Raw genomic sequence first — 15,471 nt, forward strand, 5'->3', positions numbered from 1 at the left:
GTTACACTCGGACCAGCATGTGATGGGCACAGAAGGAGAGCGGCGCACCTGACGCCGACACGCCGGCCCGCGCCGGCCGCATCGTGTCTCGCGCAGCATGCTAAATCCCGTTCCGTATACAAATGGAGAGTCAATCGATGAAAGCCCCCGTTCGTGTTGCCGTCACCGGCGCTGCTGGTCAAATTGGTTACGCCCTGCTGTTCCGCATCGCCTCTGGCGAAATGCTGGGCAAAGACCAGCCGGTGATCCTGCAACTGCTGGACCTGCCGCAAGCTCAGGCCGCTGTTAAAGGCGTGATGATGGAACTGGAAGACTGCGCCTTCCCGCTGCTGGCCGGCATGGTGGCCAGCGACGATCCGAACGTGGCTTTCAAGGATGCCGACTACGCCATCCTGGTGGGCGCCCGTCCGCGCAGCAAGGGCATGGAGCGCAAGGATCTGCTGGAAGCCAACGGCGCCATCTTCACCGTGCAGGGCAAGGCGCTGAACGACCACGCCAGCCGCAACGTCAAGGTGCTGGTGGTGGGCAACCCGGCCAACACCAACGCCTACATCGCCATGAAGTCCGCCCCGGATCTGCCGGCCAAGAACTTCACCGCCATGTTGCGTCTGGACCACAACCGCGCCCTGTCGCAACTGGCCGCCAAAACTGGCAAGGCCGTGGCCGACATCGAAAACATGGCCGTGTGGGGCAACCACAGCCCGACCATGTACGCTGACTACCGCTTTGCCACCATCGGCGGCGAGAGCGTCAAGCAAATGATCAACGACGATGTGTGGAACAGCGACGTGTTCCTGCCGACCGTCGGCAAGCGCGGCGCCGCCATCATCGAAGCCCGTGGCCTGTCCTCCGCCGCCTCGGCCGCCAACGCCGCCATCGACCACATCCACGACTGGGCACTGGGCACCAACGGCAAGTGGGTGACCATGGGCATTCCGTCCGACGGTTCCTACGGCATCCCGGAAGGCGTGATGTTCGGCTTCCCGGTGACCTGCGCCAATGGCGAATACACCATTGTGCAAGGCCTGGAAATCGACGAATTCAGCCGTGGCCGCATCAACGTCACCCTGAACGAGCTGGAAGAAGAGCGCGCTGGCGTGGCTCACCTGCTGGGTTGATTCCCACTTGTCGCTCACCCGGCGCCAGCCGGGCGGGCGCAGAAAAAAACGCACCGTCAACCCATGACGGTGCGTTTTTTGTTTTTACCGCGGAACTTGCCGCTGCGCATGACCTCATCGCATGCGCTACACTGCGCCATCTTCACCCGAGCACCCCCATGGCCGACCTCAGCCTTTTCACTCTCATCGCCCCCGCCCTGTTTGGCCCGTCGCTGGGCGGGTTGCTGGATGCCGACAGTAGCCCGCAGCAGCGCCAGGCTTACGAGCTGGTAATGTGTGCCGACCAGTTGGGGCCGCGCTATGCCACGCCGTATTTGCAGGCGGCCACGCGGCTGACATCGGCGGAGTTTGTTCAGCAGGCGCTGGGGGAAGCGCGGCGGCAGGGCGAGAACCTGCGCTTGCGTGCACAGACGCAAGGTGGCGGCAGCGGGCCGGCGGTGGCCGACCCGGCGCAGGTGTATCAGTGTCAGCAAAAGCTGCTGGCACTGCCGCCGGGTCAGCGCTGATCAGCGCCGCTTGCTATTGCCATTGCGGCGCGGGCGCGCTTCGCGGCCCAGGTAGACGGTGACTTCTTCGCGGTCGTGATACAGCTGCTTGACCGACAGGCGATAGCGGATGTCGTGCGCCTGCATCAGGGTTTCGATGTCGTTCAGCGCGCTTTCCAGCGCTTCCTGACGTTTTTTCATCGGCAGTTTCAGGTTGAACATGGCGTGGCGGGCGTGGTCGCCAATCAGCCAGTTGGCCATCAGCGTGGCCACCCGCGAGGGTTTTTCCACCATATCGCACACCACCCAGTCCACCGGGCGATCCGGGCGGAAGCGAAAACCGTCGGTGCGCAGATGGGTCACCCACGGGTGTTCGGCCACCATGCCCTTGAGCGGGCCATTGTCCACGGCAATCACCCGCAGGCCACGGCGCAGCAGCTGCCAGGTCCAGCCGCCGGGCGCGGCGCCCAGGTCCACCGCGCGCAGGCCGTCGTGCAGATAGCGCTGCTGGTCTTCGGCGGACAAAAACATATCAAACGCTTCGGCCAGTTTCAGCGCCGAGCGGCTGGGTGCGTCGGGCGGCATGCGCAGGCGCAGGATGCCCATCGGCCACGGCGCGCTCAGTCGCGGGTCGCCCAGCGCCAGCCAGGCGCGCTGTTTATCCGGAAAAAACACATGCAGGCGCGGGCCGTCCGGGCGGCCGCCCAGACGGCGCTGGTCAATCAGCGCGTCCTGCAATAAGGGCGCAAAGCGACGGGTAAACGCCGACAGCGCCTTGCCATCGTTGGTGTCCGGCATTTCCAGCCAGACATCGGCAAACACCGCCGGTTGCGCCGGCAGCGCGTCCAGCAGCGGGGTCAGCCGGTCGCGCTCGGGCAGCTCCACCATGGCCAGCAAGGACAGCGCCTGACGGGCAAACACCAGCGCGCTCCAGTCCGGCGCGCGGGCGCGGCCTTCCAGGCGGACATAGCCGCTGTTTTCCACGGCTTCGGCAATGCGCAGCTCGGCGCCCTGGCGCAGGGCGTGCAAATAGGCTTCTTGTGCGCAATCGCGCTCAAAGCCGGGGCGGCAATACAACACCCAGCCCTGGGCTGGGGAAACAGAAACAGTCATCGGGTCGTCAATTCAGAGTGGAAAGGCGCGGGCGTTCAGGCGTCCTGGTCTTGCGGTTCGCCGCCTAGCGCGTCGATCAAATCGGCAATCAGCACCGCCAGCTCGCCGGTCATCAGCGCAAAGGTGGCTTCAAACAGCGATTCGGCGTCGTCGCCGGCCTGCTCGGCTTCTTCTTGCAGCAGGTCAAGAAACTGCACGCGGCGCACGCCCAGGTCTTCGGTGAGCACAAAGCGGATGCGCTCCTGCCAGATCAGGCCCAGCTTGCTCACCTGCTTGCCGCTGTCCAGATGGGCGCGCACTTCGCTGGCGGTGAGGTCCTGACGGCTACAGCGCACCACGGCGCCGCCTTCGCCCGGCGCCTTGAGCTCGCAATCGGCGTCCAGGGCAAAACCGGGCGGGGCTTCGCCTTGCAGCCAGGCGGTCATTTGCGTGGCGGGCGACAGCCGGGTGCGCGGCAAACGCGCCGGAAACGGCGGCAAGGCGTCGCGCAAGGCGCTCAGCAGGGTTTCGGCGCGGGCGGCGCTGCCGGCGTCCACCGCCAGCCAGCCGTGCGCCAAGTCCAGCCAGGCGCGCACATGCAGATTGCGGGAGAACGCGCGCGGCAGCAGTTCATCAGCCACCTGCTCGCGCAGTTGCTGTTTTTCTTTTTTGCCCACCCGCCGCACATCGCGGGCTTCGATTTCTTGCACGCGCTCGTCGGTCAGGTCGCGGATCACACTGGCGGGCAAGACTTTCTCCTGGCGGCGCAAGGCCACCAGCGCCATTTCGCCCTGGCGGAACAGCATCAGGTCAGGCTGATGGCGCGCAGCCGGCACAAAACCCTGGGTAAACCAGTCCAGCCCGGCGCAGGGCGCAAACAGGCGCTGTTGCAGCGCGGCTTCCAGCGCGTCCAGCGCCGGCAGGGCCTGGGGATCAAGGCGATACAGGGTGAGTTGTTTGAACCACATCAGAGGCGTCCACGCAAAAAGACTTGGGCAGCGGATTGTAGCCGAGCTGCGCCATCCGCAGGAAATAAACCGGCAAAGCCGCTGTCTGGCCGGCGGATAAGTGACTGATTTTTCATCTTCTGCAAAATTTCTCTCATTTTTCTGCAAAAATCCCTTGCCAAGCCATAAGTCATCCTCTAATATGCGCATCTCTCAGCGACGCAATGCAACAAAGCAGTCAATGAGAAAAATTCGGGGTGTAGCTTAGCCTGGTAGAGCGCTACGTTCGGGACGTAGAGGCCGGAGGTTCGAATCCTCTCACCCCGACCAGATTCGAGAAAAACGGAAACATCTTCACGGTGTTTCCGTTTTTTGTTTTGTCCGTTCGCCTGCGCAACCCGACGCCGCACGCCGCCCAGTCAGCGCCGACGCCCGGCGCCGCCCAAGCCAGAGCGGCTAACAAAACCCAGCGAAGCGATCCTGGCTAGGCGCGCGACCGCAGACAGTACGGGTAGTACGGCAAGGTCGGGCAACAACGCCAGGAGGGTTTTGTTAGCGGCTCTTATTCCACCGAATACGGCAGGGTCAGCACCTCCAGCCGCGGGCCGCTCAAACTGCCCAGATGCACACCCGCTTCCAGCGCCGGCAGCTGAAACACCGCCAGCGCCTCCACGCCGCCATCCACTGGCGCGACATTCACCAGATTGCCAATCACCTGCTCGCCGCTGGCCGGACTGAACAGCTCAGCGCCCGGCGCGGCGGCCGGGTCGGCGATGCGCACGCGGAACATGCGGCGCTTGACCTTGCCCAGGTACTGCGAGCGGGCAACGATTTCCTGACCCGGATAGCAGCCTTTTTTGAAGTTCACCGCGCCAATCAGCTCCATATTGGCCATCTGCGGCACAAACATTTCTTGCGTGGCGACGCTGATCCACGGCAAACCGTGGGCAATGTCGGCGGCGCGCCAGGCGGCCGACGTGGTTTGCGTCAGCCCGGCCTCGGCCAGCGCGGCGCGCACCGCCGGGGCGGCGTCGGCGCTCAGCGCCAGCAGGCAACGCCCACCAGCCAGGGCCAGCACGCTGCCGCCCGCCGCCTGCGCCACCGCGCCCACTTCTTGCGGCAAGGCCACGCCCAAGGCCGTCGCCAGCGCGCCCGCCTCGCCTTGCACGCCCAGCAGCACGGTGTCGGCGTCGATGGCGTGCTTGACCTTGGCGCGCAGGATGAACATGCCCAGGCGTTTTTTCATCGCCTCGGCCAGGTCCGCCGACACCAGCAAGCGGTAATGCTCATCGCGCCGCCAGATCAGAAAACTGGCCAGCATGCGGCCCTTGGCGGTGGAATAGCTGGAATACTGGGCGTGTTGTTCGCTGACTTCGCGCACATCGCTGGACAGCTGGCCTTGCAAAAAGCTTGGCGCGTCTTCTCCGTAAAAATCCAGTACGGCAAATTCGTTCAGCTCACACCAGCTGGCGGCGCCAGCGGCAGGGTAATCGGGCAGGGGGGCAGTGGCGCTCATGACGGGCTCCTCATTCAGGATGGCAAAACGGGGGAATTAGATAGACATCGCGGCAAATGGCGCGGATTCAAGAGGACGCAAACCGCCAATAAAAAACCCCGCTCGTGGGCGGGGTTTTTTATTGCAGCAAGAACGCGCAACGATCAGGCAGCCAGGGCCTTGATCTTGGCGGACAGGCGGCTCTTGTGGCGAGAAGCCTTGTTCTTGTGCACAACTTTCTTGTCGGCGATGCGGTCGATCACGGCGACGGAAGACTTGAACACTTCTTGAGCGGCGGCCTTGTCGCCGGCCAGCACAGCCTTCAGCACTTTCTTGACGGCGGTACGGTATTGGGTACGCAGGCTAGCGTTATGCTCGCGGGCCACTTCGGCCTGGCGAGCGCGCTTGCGAGCTTGTGCGCTATTTGCCATGGATGTCTCCTGGGACGGATTCTGTAAAACTCGCGATTGTACTTACCACGGATAGGTTTGGCAAGCTCAAGCCCTTGTTGCCCCATGTGATTCTGCCGGCGTCAGAGCGGAAATCGTATAAAATGCCGGCTTTGCCGCTGGTCGGCGTGTTGATTGTGTTATGAACCTACTGCAAACGCTGGCCAGAGTCAGCAGCATGACCCTGGTTTCGCGCATTCTCGGCTTTGCCCGCGACGCCATCATTGCCCGCGCCTTTGGCGCCGGCATGGCCACTGACGCGTTTTTTGTGGCGTTCAAGCTGCCCAATCTGCTGCGCCGTATTTTTGCCGAAGGCGCGTTCTCGCAGGCTTTTGTGCCGGTGCTGGCCGAATACAAAGAAAAACAAGGCGAAGACGCCGCGCGCGCGCTGCTGGCCAATGTGGCCGGCGTGCTGACGCTGGCGCTGGCGGCGGTCACGGTGCTGGGCATGCTGGCGGCGCCCTGGGTGATTTATCTGTCGGCGCCAGGCTTTGGCGGCGATGGCGACAAGTTTGCCCTCACCGTCACCCTGCTGCGCATTACCTTTCCGTATATCTTGCTGATTTCGCTGGCCTCGCTGGCCAGCAGCGTGCTGAACACCTGGCGGCAGTTTTCCATTCCGGCCTTTACCCCCACCTTGCTGAACATCAGCTTTATTGTGTTTTCCACCCTGCTGGCGCCGTATTTCGACCCGCCAGTGCTGGCGCTGGGCTGGGCGGTGTTTGCCGGCGGCGTGGCGCAGCTGGCGTTTCAGCTGCCGTATCTGCGCCGCATCCACATGCTGCCGTGGCCCAAGGTGAATTTCTCTGACGCCGGGGTAAACCGCATTCTCAAGCAGATGGGCCCGGCGATTTTTGGCGTGTCGATTGGCCAGGTGTCGCTGGTGATCAACACCATTTTTGCCTCGCTACTGGTGTCCGGCAGCGTGTCGTGGATGTATTACGCCGACCGGCTGATGGAATTCCCCACTGGCGTGCTGGGCGTGGCGCTGGGCACCATCTTGCTGCCCTCGCTGTCGCGCCACGCCGCCCAGGCCGATGATGGCGAGTTTTCCCGCTTGCTGGACTGGGGCATCCGCCTGTCGCTGCTGCTGGCACTGCCGGCGTCGGTGGGCCTGGCAGTGCTGTCCGAGCCCTTGATCGCCACCTTATTCATGTATGGCAAGTTCAATGCCCACGATGTGGCGATGACCCAGCAGGCGCTGATTGCCTACGCCATTGGCCTGGTTGGGCTGATTCTGGTCAAGGTGCTGGCGCCGGGGTTTTACGCTCGGCAGAACGTGAAAACCCCGGTGCGCATCGCCATGATCACCCTGGGCTGCACTCAAGTGATGAATCTGGTGTTTATTATTCCGCTCAAGCACGCCGGGCTGTCGCTGGCCATTGGCCTGGGCGCCTGCCTGAACGCCGGGCTGTTGCTGTACCAACTGCGCAAACAGGGCATTTATCAGCCGCAGGACGACTGGGGGCGCTTTGCCCGCCGCTTGCTGCTGGCGGTGCTGGTGATGGCCGAGGTGCTGCTGGCGCTGAACTGGGGGTCGCCGTTTGACTGGGCGCATCAGCCGGCGCTGACGCGCACGCTGTGGCTGACTGCCATGGTGGTGATGGGAGTGATTGTGTACTTTGGCATGCTGTACGCCCAGGGTTTCAGGCTGGCGGATTTCCGGCGCAAGGAACACTGAGCGCTGCTGAAAAAACGCGCCTGGCCGTGCCGTGTTGCACTGTCTGCGCGCGCCCTCAGTCCCTGCCGCGCCGCGCTTGGCGGGCGTCGCCCCGCTCAGTGCGCCGCCAACTCGCGCCGGCGCGCCGCCAGCCAGTCGTCCAGCCGGGCGACGTCCATCGGCCGGCAATAAAAATAGCCCTGGCCAAACGGGCAGCCCTGCTCGCGCAAAAAGGCCAGCTGACTGGCTTCTTCGATGCCCTCGGCGGTCACCGCCAGCCCCAGACTGGCGGCCAGCGAGATGATGGCGCGGGTGATGGCGGCATCACCGGGCTCTTGCACCACGCCAGCCACAAAAGAGCGGTCGATCTTCAGGCCGTCAATCGGCAGCTTGCGCAGATAAGACAGCGAAGAATAGCCAGTGCCAAAGTCGTCGATGGTCAGGTGCACGCCCATTTCACGCAGGCGCACCAGGGTGTCCAGCGTTTCCTGCGTGGTGTCCATCGCCATGCTTTCGGTGATTTCCAGCTCCAGGCATTCCGCTGGCAGGCCGCTGTGTTGCAGCGCGCTGTGCACGCTGTCCACCAGATTGGCCAGCTTGAGCTGGCGATGCGAGATATTCACCGCCATGCGCCCAAGCAAGTCCCCACGATCCAGCCAACGCCGCGCCTGCGCGCAGGCGGTGTGCAATACCCAGTCGCCAATCGGCACGATCAGCGAAGAATCTTCCGCAATCGGAATAAACTGCGCCGGCGACACCATGCCCATCTGCGGGTGATTCCAGCGGATCAGCGCCTCGTAGCCAAACAGCTCGCCCGTGTCCAGCTTGAGCTTGGGCTGGTAGTGCAGCAAGAGCTCGCTGCGCGACAGCGCGGCGTGCAGGCTGTTTTCCAGGCGCATGCGCTCCATGGTCGAGGTGTTCATGTCCGAGGTGAAGAACTGAAAGTTGTTCTTGCCGCGCTCCTTGGCCCGATACATCGCCGTGTCGGCGTTCATCAGCAGGGTTTCGGGCGCTTCGCCATCCTCGGGGAAGATGGCAATGCCAATCGAGGCGGTGACAAACACCTCCTGCTGTTCGATCTTGACGATGCCATTGAGCTTGGACACCAGTTTCTTGGCGATCTTGGCCACATGCTGGACGTCGGAGATATTCTCCAGAATCACGGTAAACTCATCGCCGCCCAGCCGCGCCACGGTGTCGCATTCACGCAGCGTGCTTTTCAGCCGCTCGGCGATTTCGGTCAGCAGCTTGTCGCCCGCGGCATGGCCCATGGTGTCGTTGATGTACTTGAAGCGGTCCAGATCAATGAACATCAGGCCGATCTTGCTGCCTTCGCGCTGCGCACGCTGGGTGGCCAGCAACAGGCGCTCCATGAATAGCGTGCGGTTGGGCAGGCCGGTGAGCGGGTCATGGTTGGCCAGAAAGTGCAGGCGTTCTTCAGCGATTTTGCGCTGGGTGATGTCGGTGAAGATGCCGGCAAAGTGCGAATAGTGGCCGGTTTCGTCCTTGATGCCGGTGATGGTCAGGTATTCGTGAAACAGCGTGCCATTTTTGCAGCGGTTCCACAGCTCGCCCTGCCAGAAGCCGTTTTCGCGCAAGCTGATCCACAGGTGGCGATAAAACTCGGGGGGCTGCTTGCCGGAGGACAGAATGCGAGCGTTGCGGCCGACCACTTCGGACTTGCGATAGCCGGTAATGCGCGAAAACGCCGGGTTGACGGTTTCGATGACGCCGTTGGCGTCGGTGATCATGATGCCTTCCAGGGTGGATTCAAACACCTTGTCGGCCATGCGCAGGTTTTGCCGGGAAATCTGCAGCGCTTCGTCGCGCTCTTTCAGCGCGTATTGCAGCTCGTTGACGTATTCGTGCTCGATACTGGTGAGAATGTCGGAAAAACTGATCACCCCGGCCAGTTCGCCCCGATCCAGCACGCCCAGGTGGCGGATGTGTTTTTCCGCCAGCAGCTTGCGCGCGTAATACAGGCTGGTTTGCTTGGGCACACTGATGATGGGATGGCTGGCCACCGCGCCCACCGGCAGGTGGGAGGTTTTTTCCGCCAGCAGACGCACCACGTCGCGCTGGGTGAGAATGCCGTAATCACTGTCCGGGTAGCACACCAGCAGTGCTTCGACATGCTGTTCGCGCATCAGGCTGATGGCCTCGTGCAGCGGCGTATCGGCCGAGGTCATCAGCGGGCGGCGCTCGGGGTCGAGGATGGTGTCCAGGTGCTTGAGTTTGAGAAAGAACTCAGCGCCCTGATTCAGCACGATATCGCTTTGCGACAGGATGCCGCGATAACCGCCCTGATCGTCCACCACCAGATAATGGCGCACGCCATGGCGCTTGAACAACACGGCGGCATCGTTGAAGGTGGTGTCTACCGGGATGGTTTTTACCGGCCAGCTCATCACGTCGCGTACCGACAGCTCAAAGGTGGCGGGATCAGCAAAATTCAGCCGCAAGGCGTCGGTTTCGGTCCAGATGCCTACCGCGCGGGTGTCTTCGATCACCAGCAGCGAGCCGCAGGCGGCCTCACGCATCAAGCGGGCTGCCTCAACCACACTGGTTTCAGGCTGGCAGGAAAAAATGCGCGGGGAAATGATTTGCTCGATGGTGCGACGGACGGGCACTGCAGGAAGCTCTCCAAGTGAAGCGTCGGTGAATGGCTCAGGAATGGGGATGGTCAATGCGAGTGACACGATGGCATCCTGTCCAGAACCTGCACTGTCGTGATGTCATGCCACGCTGTCATTCCGGCCTCCGCCACATGCTTCTGGTCAAACCCAATATGCCTCAATCCGATTTGGGCATGATTGCCTGTTTGACCGGTACTGTCAAAAAATACTGTCTTGCAGCGCAGCATGGTTTCATGCGTTTGATTGGCCGTCAAGCACACAGGCTGACAATAAAAAACCCTGTTCCGACTGGCGGAACAGGGTTTTTGCTACACACCTTGCAGGGGACAGGCTCAGGCGCGTTCGACCGCCAGGGCAACGCCCATGCCGCCGCCGATGCACAGCGTGGCCAGGCCCTTCTTGGCGTCACGGCGCTGCATTTCGTGCAGCAGGGTCACCAGCACGCGGCAGCCAGACGCGCCAATCGGGTGGCCCAGGGCAATGGCGCCACCGTTGACGTTGACCTTGTTCAGGTCCCACTTCAGTTCGCGGGTCACGCCCAGCGCTTGCGCGGCAAAGGCTTCGTTGGCTTCCACCAGATCCAGGTCTTCCACCGCCCAGCCAGCCTTGGCCAGGGCTTTTTGCGAGGCGCTGACCGGGCCCATGCCCATGATTTCCGGGGCGCAGCCCGACAGCGCGTAGCCAGCCACGCGGGCCATCGGGGTCAGGCCCAGCTCGGCGGCCTTGGCGGCGCTCATCATCAGCACGGCGGCAGCGCCGTCGTTGATGCCCGAGGCGTTGCCGGCGGTGACAGTGCCGTCCTTCTTGAAGGCGGCGCGCAGCTTGCCCAGGCCTTCCAGGGTGGCGCCGTGCTTGATGAATTCATCGTTGACGAAGGCAACCGGGTCGCCCTTGCGCTGCGGAATCAGCACCGGGGTGATTTCGTCGGCAAACTTGCCGGCCTTCTGGGCGGCTTCGGCACGGTTTTGCGAGGTGACGGCCAGTTGGTCTTGTTCGTCGCGGCTGATTTCATACTTGGCGGCGATGTTTTCGGCGGTGATGCCCATGTGGTACTGGTTGTAGGCGTCGGTCAAGCCGTCGTACACCATGGTGTCCACCAGTTGGGCATTGCCCATGCGGAAGCCGTCGCGCGAGCCCGGCAGGATGTGCGGGGACATCGACATGTTTTCCTGACCGCCGGCAATCACGATTTCCGCGTCGCCATTGGCGATGGCTTGCGCCGCCAGGTGGGTGGCGCGCAGGCCGGAGCCACACACCACGTTCAGGGTGGAAGCCGGGGTGGTCACCGGCAGGCCAGCCTTGATCAGCGCCTGACGGGCCGGGTTCTGGCCAACGCCAGCGGTCAGCACCTGACCGAGGATCACTTCGCTGACCGCTTCCGGGGCCACGCCGGTTTGTTCCAGCAGGGACTTGATCACGATGGCGCCCAGATCCGGGGCGCTGATTTTGGCCAGGCTGCCGCCAAACGAGCCGATGGCGGTGCGGGTTGCAGCGACGATGACAACTTCTTGCATGACTTTCTCCAGAAACAGGGGTCGCGCCGGCCAAAGGCCGGCGCATGATGCGGGAAAACAGTGATTTCGCCTGGGCTTAGGCCATCATGGCGGCGGTTTGCGGCATGGAGCGGGCCAGCACAAAGGTGCCCGGCGCCGCGCACAACGGCTTGAAGTCCTTGTTGCCCGGGGTCTTGGGTGCAGCCACCTGAGCACCAGAGCGCGGGGCAAGCCATTGATCCCAGTCTTGCCACCAGCTGCCCGGACGCGATTCAGCGCCGTCGAACCATTCCTTGGCGGTGGCCGGCTGCTTGTCATTCACCCAGTAGTTGCGCTTGTTCTTGGTCACCGGGTTGATGGCGCCGGCGATGTGGCCGGACGCGCCCAGCACATAGCGCTTGTCCTTGGCGCCGGTCAGGTACTTCAGGCCATCGTAGGCCGAGGCCCAGGGCACGATGTGGTCTTCGCGGGCGGCAAAGATATACAACGGCAGGTCGATGGTGGACACGTCAATCGGCACGCCGCACAGGGTGATGGCGCCCTTCTTGGTCAGGGCGTTGTTCAGGTAGAACTCCTTCAGGAAGAAGGTATGCATCGGCAGCGGCAGGTCCACCGAGTCGTTGTTCCAGTACAAGAGGTCAAACGGCGGCGGGGTTTTGCCCAGCAGGTAGTTGTTGACCACGTAGTTCCACACCAGATCATTGGCGCGCAGGCTGGCGAAGGTCTGGCCGATTTCCTTGCCAGAGACGATACCACCAGCGGCCACCTTGGTTTCGCGGCTGCGGATCAGGTTTTCGTCGATGTACATGCGGATCTCGCCCGGATCGGTGTGATCCACCAGCGAGGTCATGAAGGTGGCCGATTCCACCCAGTCCAGGCCACGATCCTTGAGCACACACAGCGTGGTGTTGAGGATCACGCCGCCGATGCAGAAGCCCAGGACATTGATCTTGTCCTGCTTGCTGATCTTGCGCACGGTGTCGATGGCGGCGATGGCGCCCTTGTCGATGTAGGTGTCCCAGGTGAAATGCTTCATCTCGCGGTCGGCGGATTTCCACGACACCAGATACACGGTGTAACCCTGGCTGACGAAGTGGCGCACCATGGAGTTATCCGGGCCCAGGTCCATCAGGTAGTACTTGTTCACGCACGGCGGGATGATCAGCAGCGGGCGTTCGTACACTTTTTCGGTGGTCGGGGTGTACTGGATCAGCTCGATCAGCTCATTGCGGAAGATCACCGAACCCGGCGTGGCGGCGATGTTCTTGCCGATCTCGAACTTGGATTCGTCAGACATGGAAATGTAGCCCTTTTCCATGTCGGCCATCATGTGCTTCATGCCTTCGACCAGGCTCTCTCCCTTGGTTTCGATGGCGCGCTTGAGCACTTCCGGGTTGGTCATGGCAAAGTTGGTCGGGCTCAGCGCATCCAGATACTGCTTGGTGAAGAAGCTCATGCGCTCCTTCTGGTGGGCGTCGATGGGCACACCATCCACCATTTCGGTCAGCCACTTGGAGGCAAACAGGTAATTTTGCTTGAGCAGGTTGAAGAAGGGATGGTCATTCCACTCGGCGGCGGCAAAACGCTTGTCGGACGGATCAGGGCTGACGACACCCGGCACTTTCTGGCCGAGGAAGTTCATCCACAGATTCATCTGCTGCTGGTACAGATTGGTCTGCATTTCCACCAGTTGCGATGCGCTCTTGGCGGCAGCGCCCCACATGCTGACAAACGGGTTAAGCTCGCCATCCGGCAGCTTCATGCCCGCAAAGTTGCCGACGAATTGCTCCATCAGCTTGCGATTGGCGTCCGAAATGCTGGAGAAAAACGACTCCAGCGACGGGCCTTGCTTATCTTGACTCATGACCTATCTTCCTCTTCTTGGTGGTTCCTCCGCGCCGGGCGCGGATTCGGGGGTATGTCCGTCGTGTAACACCACACCCGGGCAGCTGCGTCGCCGGGCGCTGGATGATTGAACCTGCGCGTTCGGGGTCTTGTTATGCTTGCCCCTGTCTGCTTGTGTCAGTGCACGAAGCACCGATGACATTAACTTATCACGGTTTCGTGAAAAATTGTTGCATTGCGGCCAGGGTTTTTACGTTTGCGCGCGCAGCACCGCCGGCGCGCCAAAACCCGCTCACAAGGCCAGGCCCAGCCACAGCGGCAAGGTCACCATCGCCACAAACACATTCACCGTGATGATGGTGGCCACCGTACGGCCATCGCCGCCCATGCGCACCGCCAGAATATAAGCCGAAGACGCAGTCGGCAGCGCCGCCAGCACCAGTACCGACTGAAAATACAAGCCCTTGAGCCCCAGCAGCAGCGCCAGGCCCCATGCCGCCGCCGGCAAGGCCACCAGTTTGACAAAGGTAAAGTAATTCACCAGCGGCAAAGAGGCGCGCAGCCCTTCGGCGCGCAACCCGGCCCCCACCGACAGCAAACCCAGCGGCAAGGCGGCGGCGGCCAGCAAGTCCAGCACATGATTCACTTCGCCCGGCAAAGGCAGGCCAAACAGACTGACGATGAAGCCACTGAGCGTGGCGACAATCAGCGGATTTTTCGCCAGCTCGCGCCACACCGACGCGCCGCCCTGACGGGCCAGAAACCACACCGACACCGCGTTTACCCACGGCACCATCACCCCGATCAGCACGGCAAACGAGGCAATGCCGGCGTGTCCGGACAAGCGATCCACCACCGCCAGACCAATATAGGTATTGAAGCGAAACCCGGTTTGCACGCAGCTGGCGAACACCCGCCCATCCGGCTTGAGCAGCCAGCGCCCCAGCACGCCCAGGGCAATGCCCACCAGGCTAAAACCAAAGCCGGCGATAAACATATCCAGCGCCGGGGCGATGTCCAGCTCGGTGCGCGACACCGCGCGAAACAGCAAGGCCGGAAACATCAGGTAATACACCAGCCGCTCCAGATGCCCCCAGAACTCGGCCGGGTAGGCAAAACGGCGGCGCAGCAGCAGGCCGAGCAGAATCAGTGAAAAATCAGGCAGCAGGATCAGGGCGATGGCGAGCATGGAAAAAATAAGCCGGGCCATGACGGCCCATGTCAGACAGAAGCTGAAAATGTACCCGCGCCAGCGCGCCATGGCAAAACGCCCGTACAGGCAAACCTGTGCGGGCGTTTGATGGGTTCGCGCTCGCGGCGGCGCTCAGCGGCGCAAGGCCAGGCGGCGGAAGTAGTCGCGAAAGATCGATTCAAAGCGGTGATAGACAAAATACGAAATCACGATCACCAGAGCAATCAAACCCAGGTTGATCAGATCCGCATAAGGGGTATCAATCACCTTGAATGGTGAGCCGCCTTCGCGGTGTGTCATCGACGACACAGGCAGTTTTAGTACGTATTGCCAGATATTGGCAGTCAGAACAAAAACCAGCATGTGAATCATATAGATCGAATAAGACAACGTACCCAGCAACACCATCCATTTCATTTTCAAAAAGCGGCTGACCACGCCGACATCTTGAATGGACAGCACATACACAATGACCGCAAACACCGGAAAGACAGGTAACTGCATGGCTTTATGGTGCGATTCAGCAATCAGGGCACAGGCAATCAGCAACAGCGCCACTTCAATCAGGGAGGCGGGGAATGCCTTGAGCTGAATGCGCGAGCGTTGTGACAGGTGATAGACAAACATCCCCAGGAAAAACCCACCCATACAGCGGAAGATTCCGTATTTATACGTATACAACAGCGTATGGGGATCGTCTCGGGCCACATACACCAGTACCGCATAACTCAGCACGGACAGGATCAGGGAAAACACCGGTTTGTATACGGGCCGCAGCAGCAGCACAAAAAAGAAGAACACAATGTAGGTATAAAACTCGACACTGATGCTCCAGGCGGGGGCATTCCAGCCCAGGTCATTGTCAAAACCCAGCGAGTTGACCAAGAAAATATTGTAGACAAAACGCAGCGGGCTGTTCTTCACCCAGGGATCCATCTCGCCCAGATGCAGCACATGAAATGCATAGAGCCTGTTCTGAACTATCCCATAGCGGTAAAATCCAAGCCCCATGGAAAACCGCAAACCTTACCCATCCGATGTCAGCGACGAAGAATGGGC

Annotated in this window: 12 protein-coding genes and 1 tRNA gene; 4 read left to right on the top strand and 9 right to left on the bottom strand. The window is 61.7% G+C overall.

Annotation, left to right across the window (positions count from 1 at the left end; genetic code table 11):
- Window positions 1–137: 137 nt before the first annotated feature.
- The gene (locus DFR34_RS07625) at window positions 138–1,118 is read left to right on the top strand and encodes a malate dehydrogenase (protein ID WP_110390570.1); all 981 of its coding nucleotides are present in this window, start codon (window positions 138–140) and stop codon (window positions 1,116–1,118) included.
- Between the two features lie 158 nt (window positions 1,119–1,276).
- Entirely contained in the window at window positions 1,277–1,624 is a 348-nt protein-coding gene (locus DFR34_RS07630) for a hypothetical protein (protein ID WP_110390556.1), read from the top strand.
- Here the strand turns inward: DFR34_RS07630 and rlmM are convergent, their stop codons facing one another.
- Window positions 1,625–2,716 carry a 23S rRNA (cytidine(2498)-2'-O)-methyltransferase RlmM gene (rlmM, locus tag DFR34_RS07635; protein WP_110390557.1) on the bottom strand — a complete coding sequence of 364 codons (1,092 nt, stop codon included), beginning with the start codon at window positions 2,714–2,716 and terminating at the stop codon, window positions 1,625–1,627.
- Window positions 2,717–2,751: 35 nt separating this feature from the next.
- The gene (locus DFR34_RS07640) at window positions 2,752–3,663 is read right to left on the bottom strand and encodes a recombination-associated protein RdgC (RefSeq protein WP_110390558.1); all 912 of its coding nucleotides are present in this window, start codon (window positions 3,661–3,663) and stop codon (window positions 2,752–2,754) included.
- Between the two features lie 232 nt (window positions 3,664–3,895).
- Here DFR34_RS07640 and DFR34_RS07645 point away from each other — a divergent pair.
- Window positions 3,896–3,972 (top strand) — tRNA-Pro (locus tag DFR34_RS07645).
- Between the two features lie 232 nt (window positions 3,973–4,204).
- Here DFR34_RS07645 and ygfZ read toward each other — a convergent pair.
- The gene (gene ygfZ / locus DFR34_RS07650; protein ID WP_110390559.1) at window positions 4,205–5,158 is read right to left on the bottom strand and encodes a CAF17-like 4Fe-4S cluster assembly/insertion protein YgfZ; all 954 of its coding nucleotides are present in this window, start codon (window positions 5,156–5,158) and stop codon (window positions 4,205–4,207) included.
- Window positions 5,159–5,301: 143 nt separating this feature from the next.
- The gene (gene rpsT / locus DFR34_RS07655) at window positions 5,302–5,568 is read right to left on the bottom strand and encodes a 30S ribosomal protein S20 (protein WP_110390560.1); all 267 of its coding nucleotides are present in this window, start codon (window positions 5,566–5,568) and stop codon (window positions 5,302–5,304) included.
- 160 nt (window positions 5,569–5,728) lie between these two features.
- On the opposite strand from rpsT, the gene murJ reads away from it, so the two are divergent.
- Window positions 5,729–7,267 (top strand): murein biosynthesis integral membrane protein MurJ, encoded by a 1,539-nt coding sequence (gene murJ, locus DFR34_RS07660; RefSeq protein ID WP_110390561.1) that lies wholly within the window; start codon window positions 5,729–5,731, stop codon window positions 7,265–7,267.
- Between the two features lie 95 nt (window positions 7,268–7,362).
- Here murJ and DFR34_RS07665 read toward each other — a convergent pair whose 3' ends face one another.
- From DFR34_RS07665 to DFR34_RS07685, 5 genes are all read right to left on the bottom strand, one after another.
- Complete coding sequence (locus DFR34_RS07665; protein WP_245906835.1) at window positions 7,363–9,945, bottom strand: EAL domain-containing protein; 2,583 nt, start codon at window positions 9,943–9,945, stop codon at window positions 7,363–7,365.
- Window positions 9,946–10,214: 269 nt separating this feature from the next.
- Window positions 10,215–11,396: an acetyl-CoA C-acetyltransferase gene (locus tag DFR34_RS07670; protein WP_110390562.1), complete on the bottom strand. Its 1,182-nt coding sequence runs from the start codon at window positions 11,394–11,396 to the stop codon at window positions 10,215–10,217.
- A gap of 76 nt (window positions 11,397–11,472) precedes the next feature.
- Window positions 11,473–13,239: a PHA/PHB synthase family protein gene (locus DFR34_RS07675; RefSeq protein ID WP_110390563.1), complete on the bottom strand. Its 1,767-nt coding sequence runs from the start codon at window positions 13,237–13,239 to the stop codon at window positions 11,473–11,475.
- 273 nt (window positions 13,240–13,512) lie between these two features.
- Window positions 13,513–14,430, bottom strand: a complete 918-nt coding sequence (locus tag DFR34_RS07680) for an AEC family transporter (RefSeq protein WP_211309330.1) — start codon at window positions 14,428–14,430, stop codon at window positions 13,513–13,515.
- A gap of 114 nt (window positions 14,431–14,544) precedes the next feature.
- Window positions 14,545–15,423 (bottom strand): acyltransferase family protein, encoded by an 879-nt coding sequence (locus tag DFR34_RS07685; RefSeq protein WP_110390564.1) that lies wholly within the window; start codon window positions 15,421–15,423, stop codon window positions 14,545–14,547.
- Window positions 15,424–15,471: the final 48 nt, after the last annotated feature.

This window comes from Rivihabitans pingtungensis (genome assembly GCF_003201855.1).
GTDB lineage: Bacteria > Pseudomonadota > Gammaproteobacteria > Burkholderiales > Aquaspirillaceae > Rivihabitans > Rivihabitans pingtungensis.

Coding starts and splice junctions, on each gene's coding strand:
- DFR34_RS07625 (WP_110390570.1), top strand. CDS start 138: ATGAAAGCCCCCGTTCGTGTTGCCGTCACCGGCGCTGCTGGTCAAATT.
- DFR34_RS07630 (WP_110390556.1), top strand. CDS start 1,277: ATGGCCGACCTCAGCCTTTTCACTCTCATCGCCCCCGCCCTGTTTGGC.
- rlmM (WP_110390557.1), bottom strand. CDS start 2,716: ATGACTGTTTCTGTTTCCCCAGCCCAGGGCTGGGTGTTGTATTGCCGC.
- DFR34_RS07640 (WP_110390558.1), bottom strand. CDS start 3,663: ATGTGGTTCAAACAACTCACCCTGTATCGCCTTGATCCCCAGGCCCTG.
- ygfZ (WP_110390559.1), bottom strand. CDS start 5,158: ATGAGCGCCACTGCCCCCCTGCCCGATTACCCTGCCGCTGGCGCCGCC.
- rpsT (WP_110390560.1), bottom strand. CDS start 5,568: ATGGCAAATAGCGCACAAGCTCGCAAGCGCGCTCGCCAGGCCGAAGTG.
- murJ (WP_110390561.1), top strand. CDS start 5,729: ATGAACCTACTGCAAACGCTGGCCAGAGTCAGCAGCATGACCCTGGTT.
- DFR34_RS07670 (WP_110390562.1), bottom strand. CDS start 11,396: ATGCAAGAAGTTGTCATCGTCGCTGCAACCCGCACCGCCATCGGCTCG.
- DFR34_RS07675 (WP_110390563.1), bottom strand. CDS start 13,239: ATGAGTCAAGATAAGCAAGGCCCGTCGCTGGAGTCGTTTTTCTCCAGC.
- DFR34_RS07680 (WP_211309330.1), bottom strand. CDS start 14,430: ATGGCCCGGCTTATTTTTTCCATGCTCGCCATCGCCCTGATCCTGCTG.
- DFR34_RS07685 (WP_110390564.1), bottom strand. CDS start 15,423: ATGGGGCTTGGATTTTACCGCTATGGGATAGTTCAGAACAGGCTCTAT.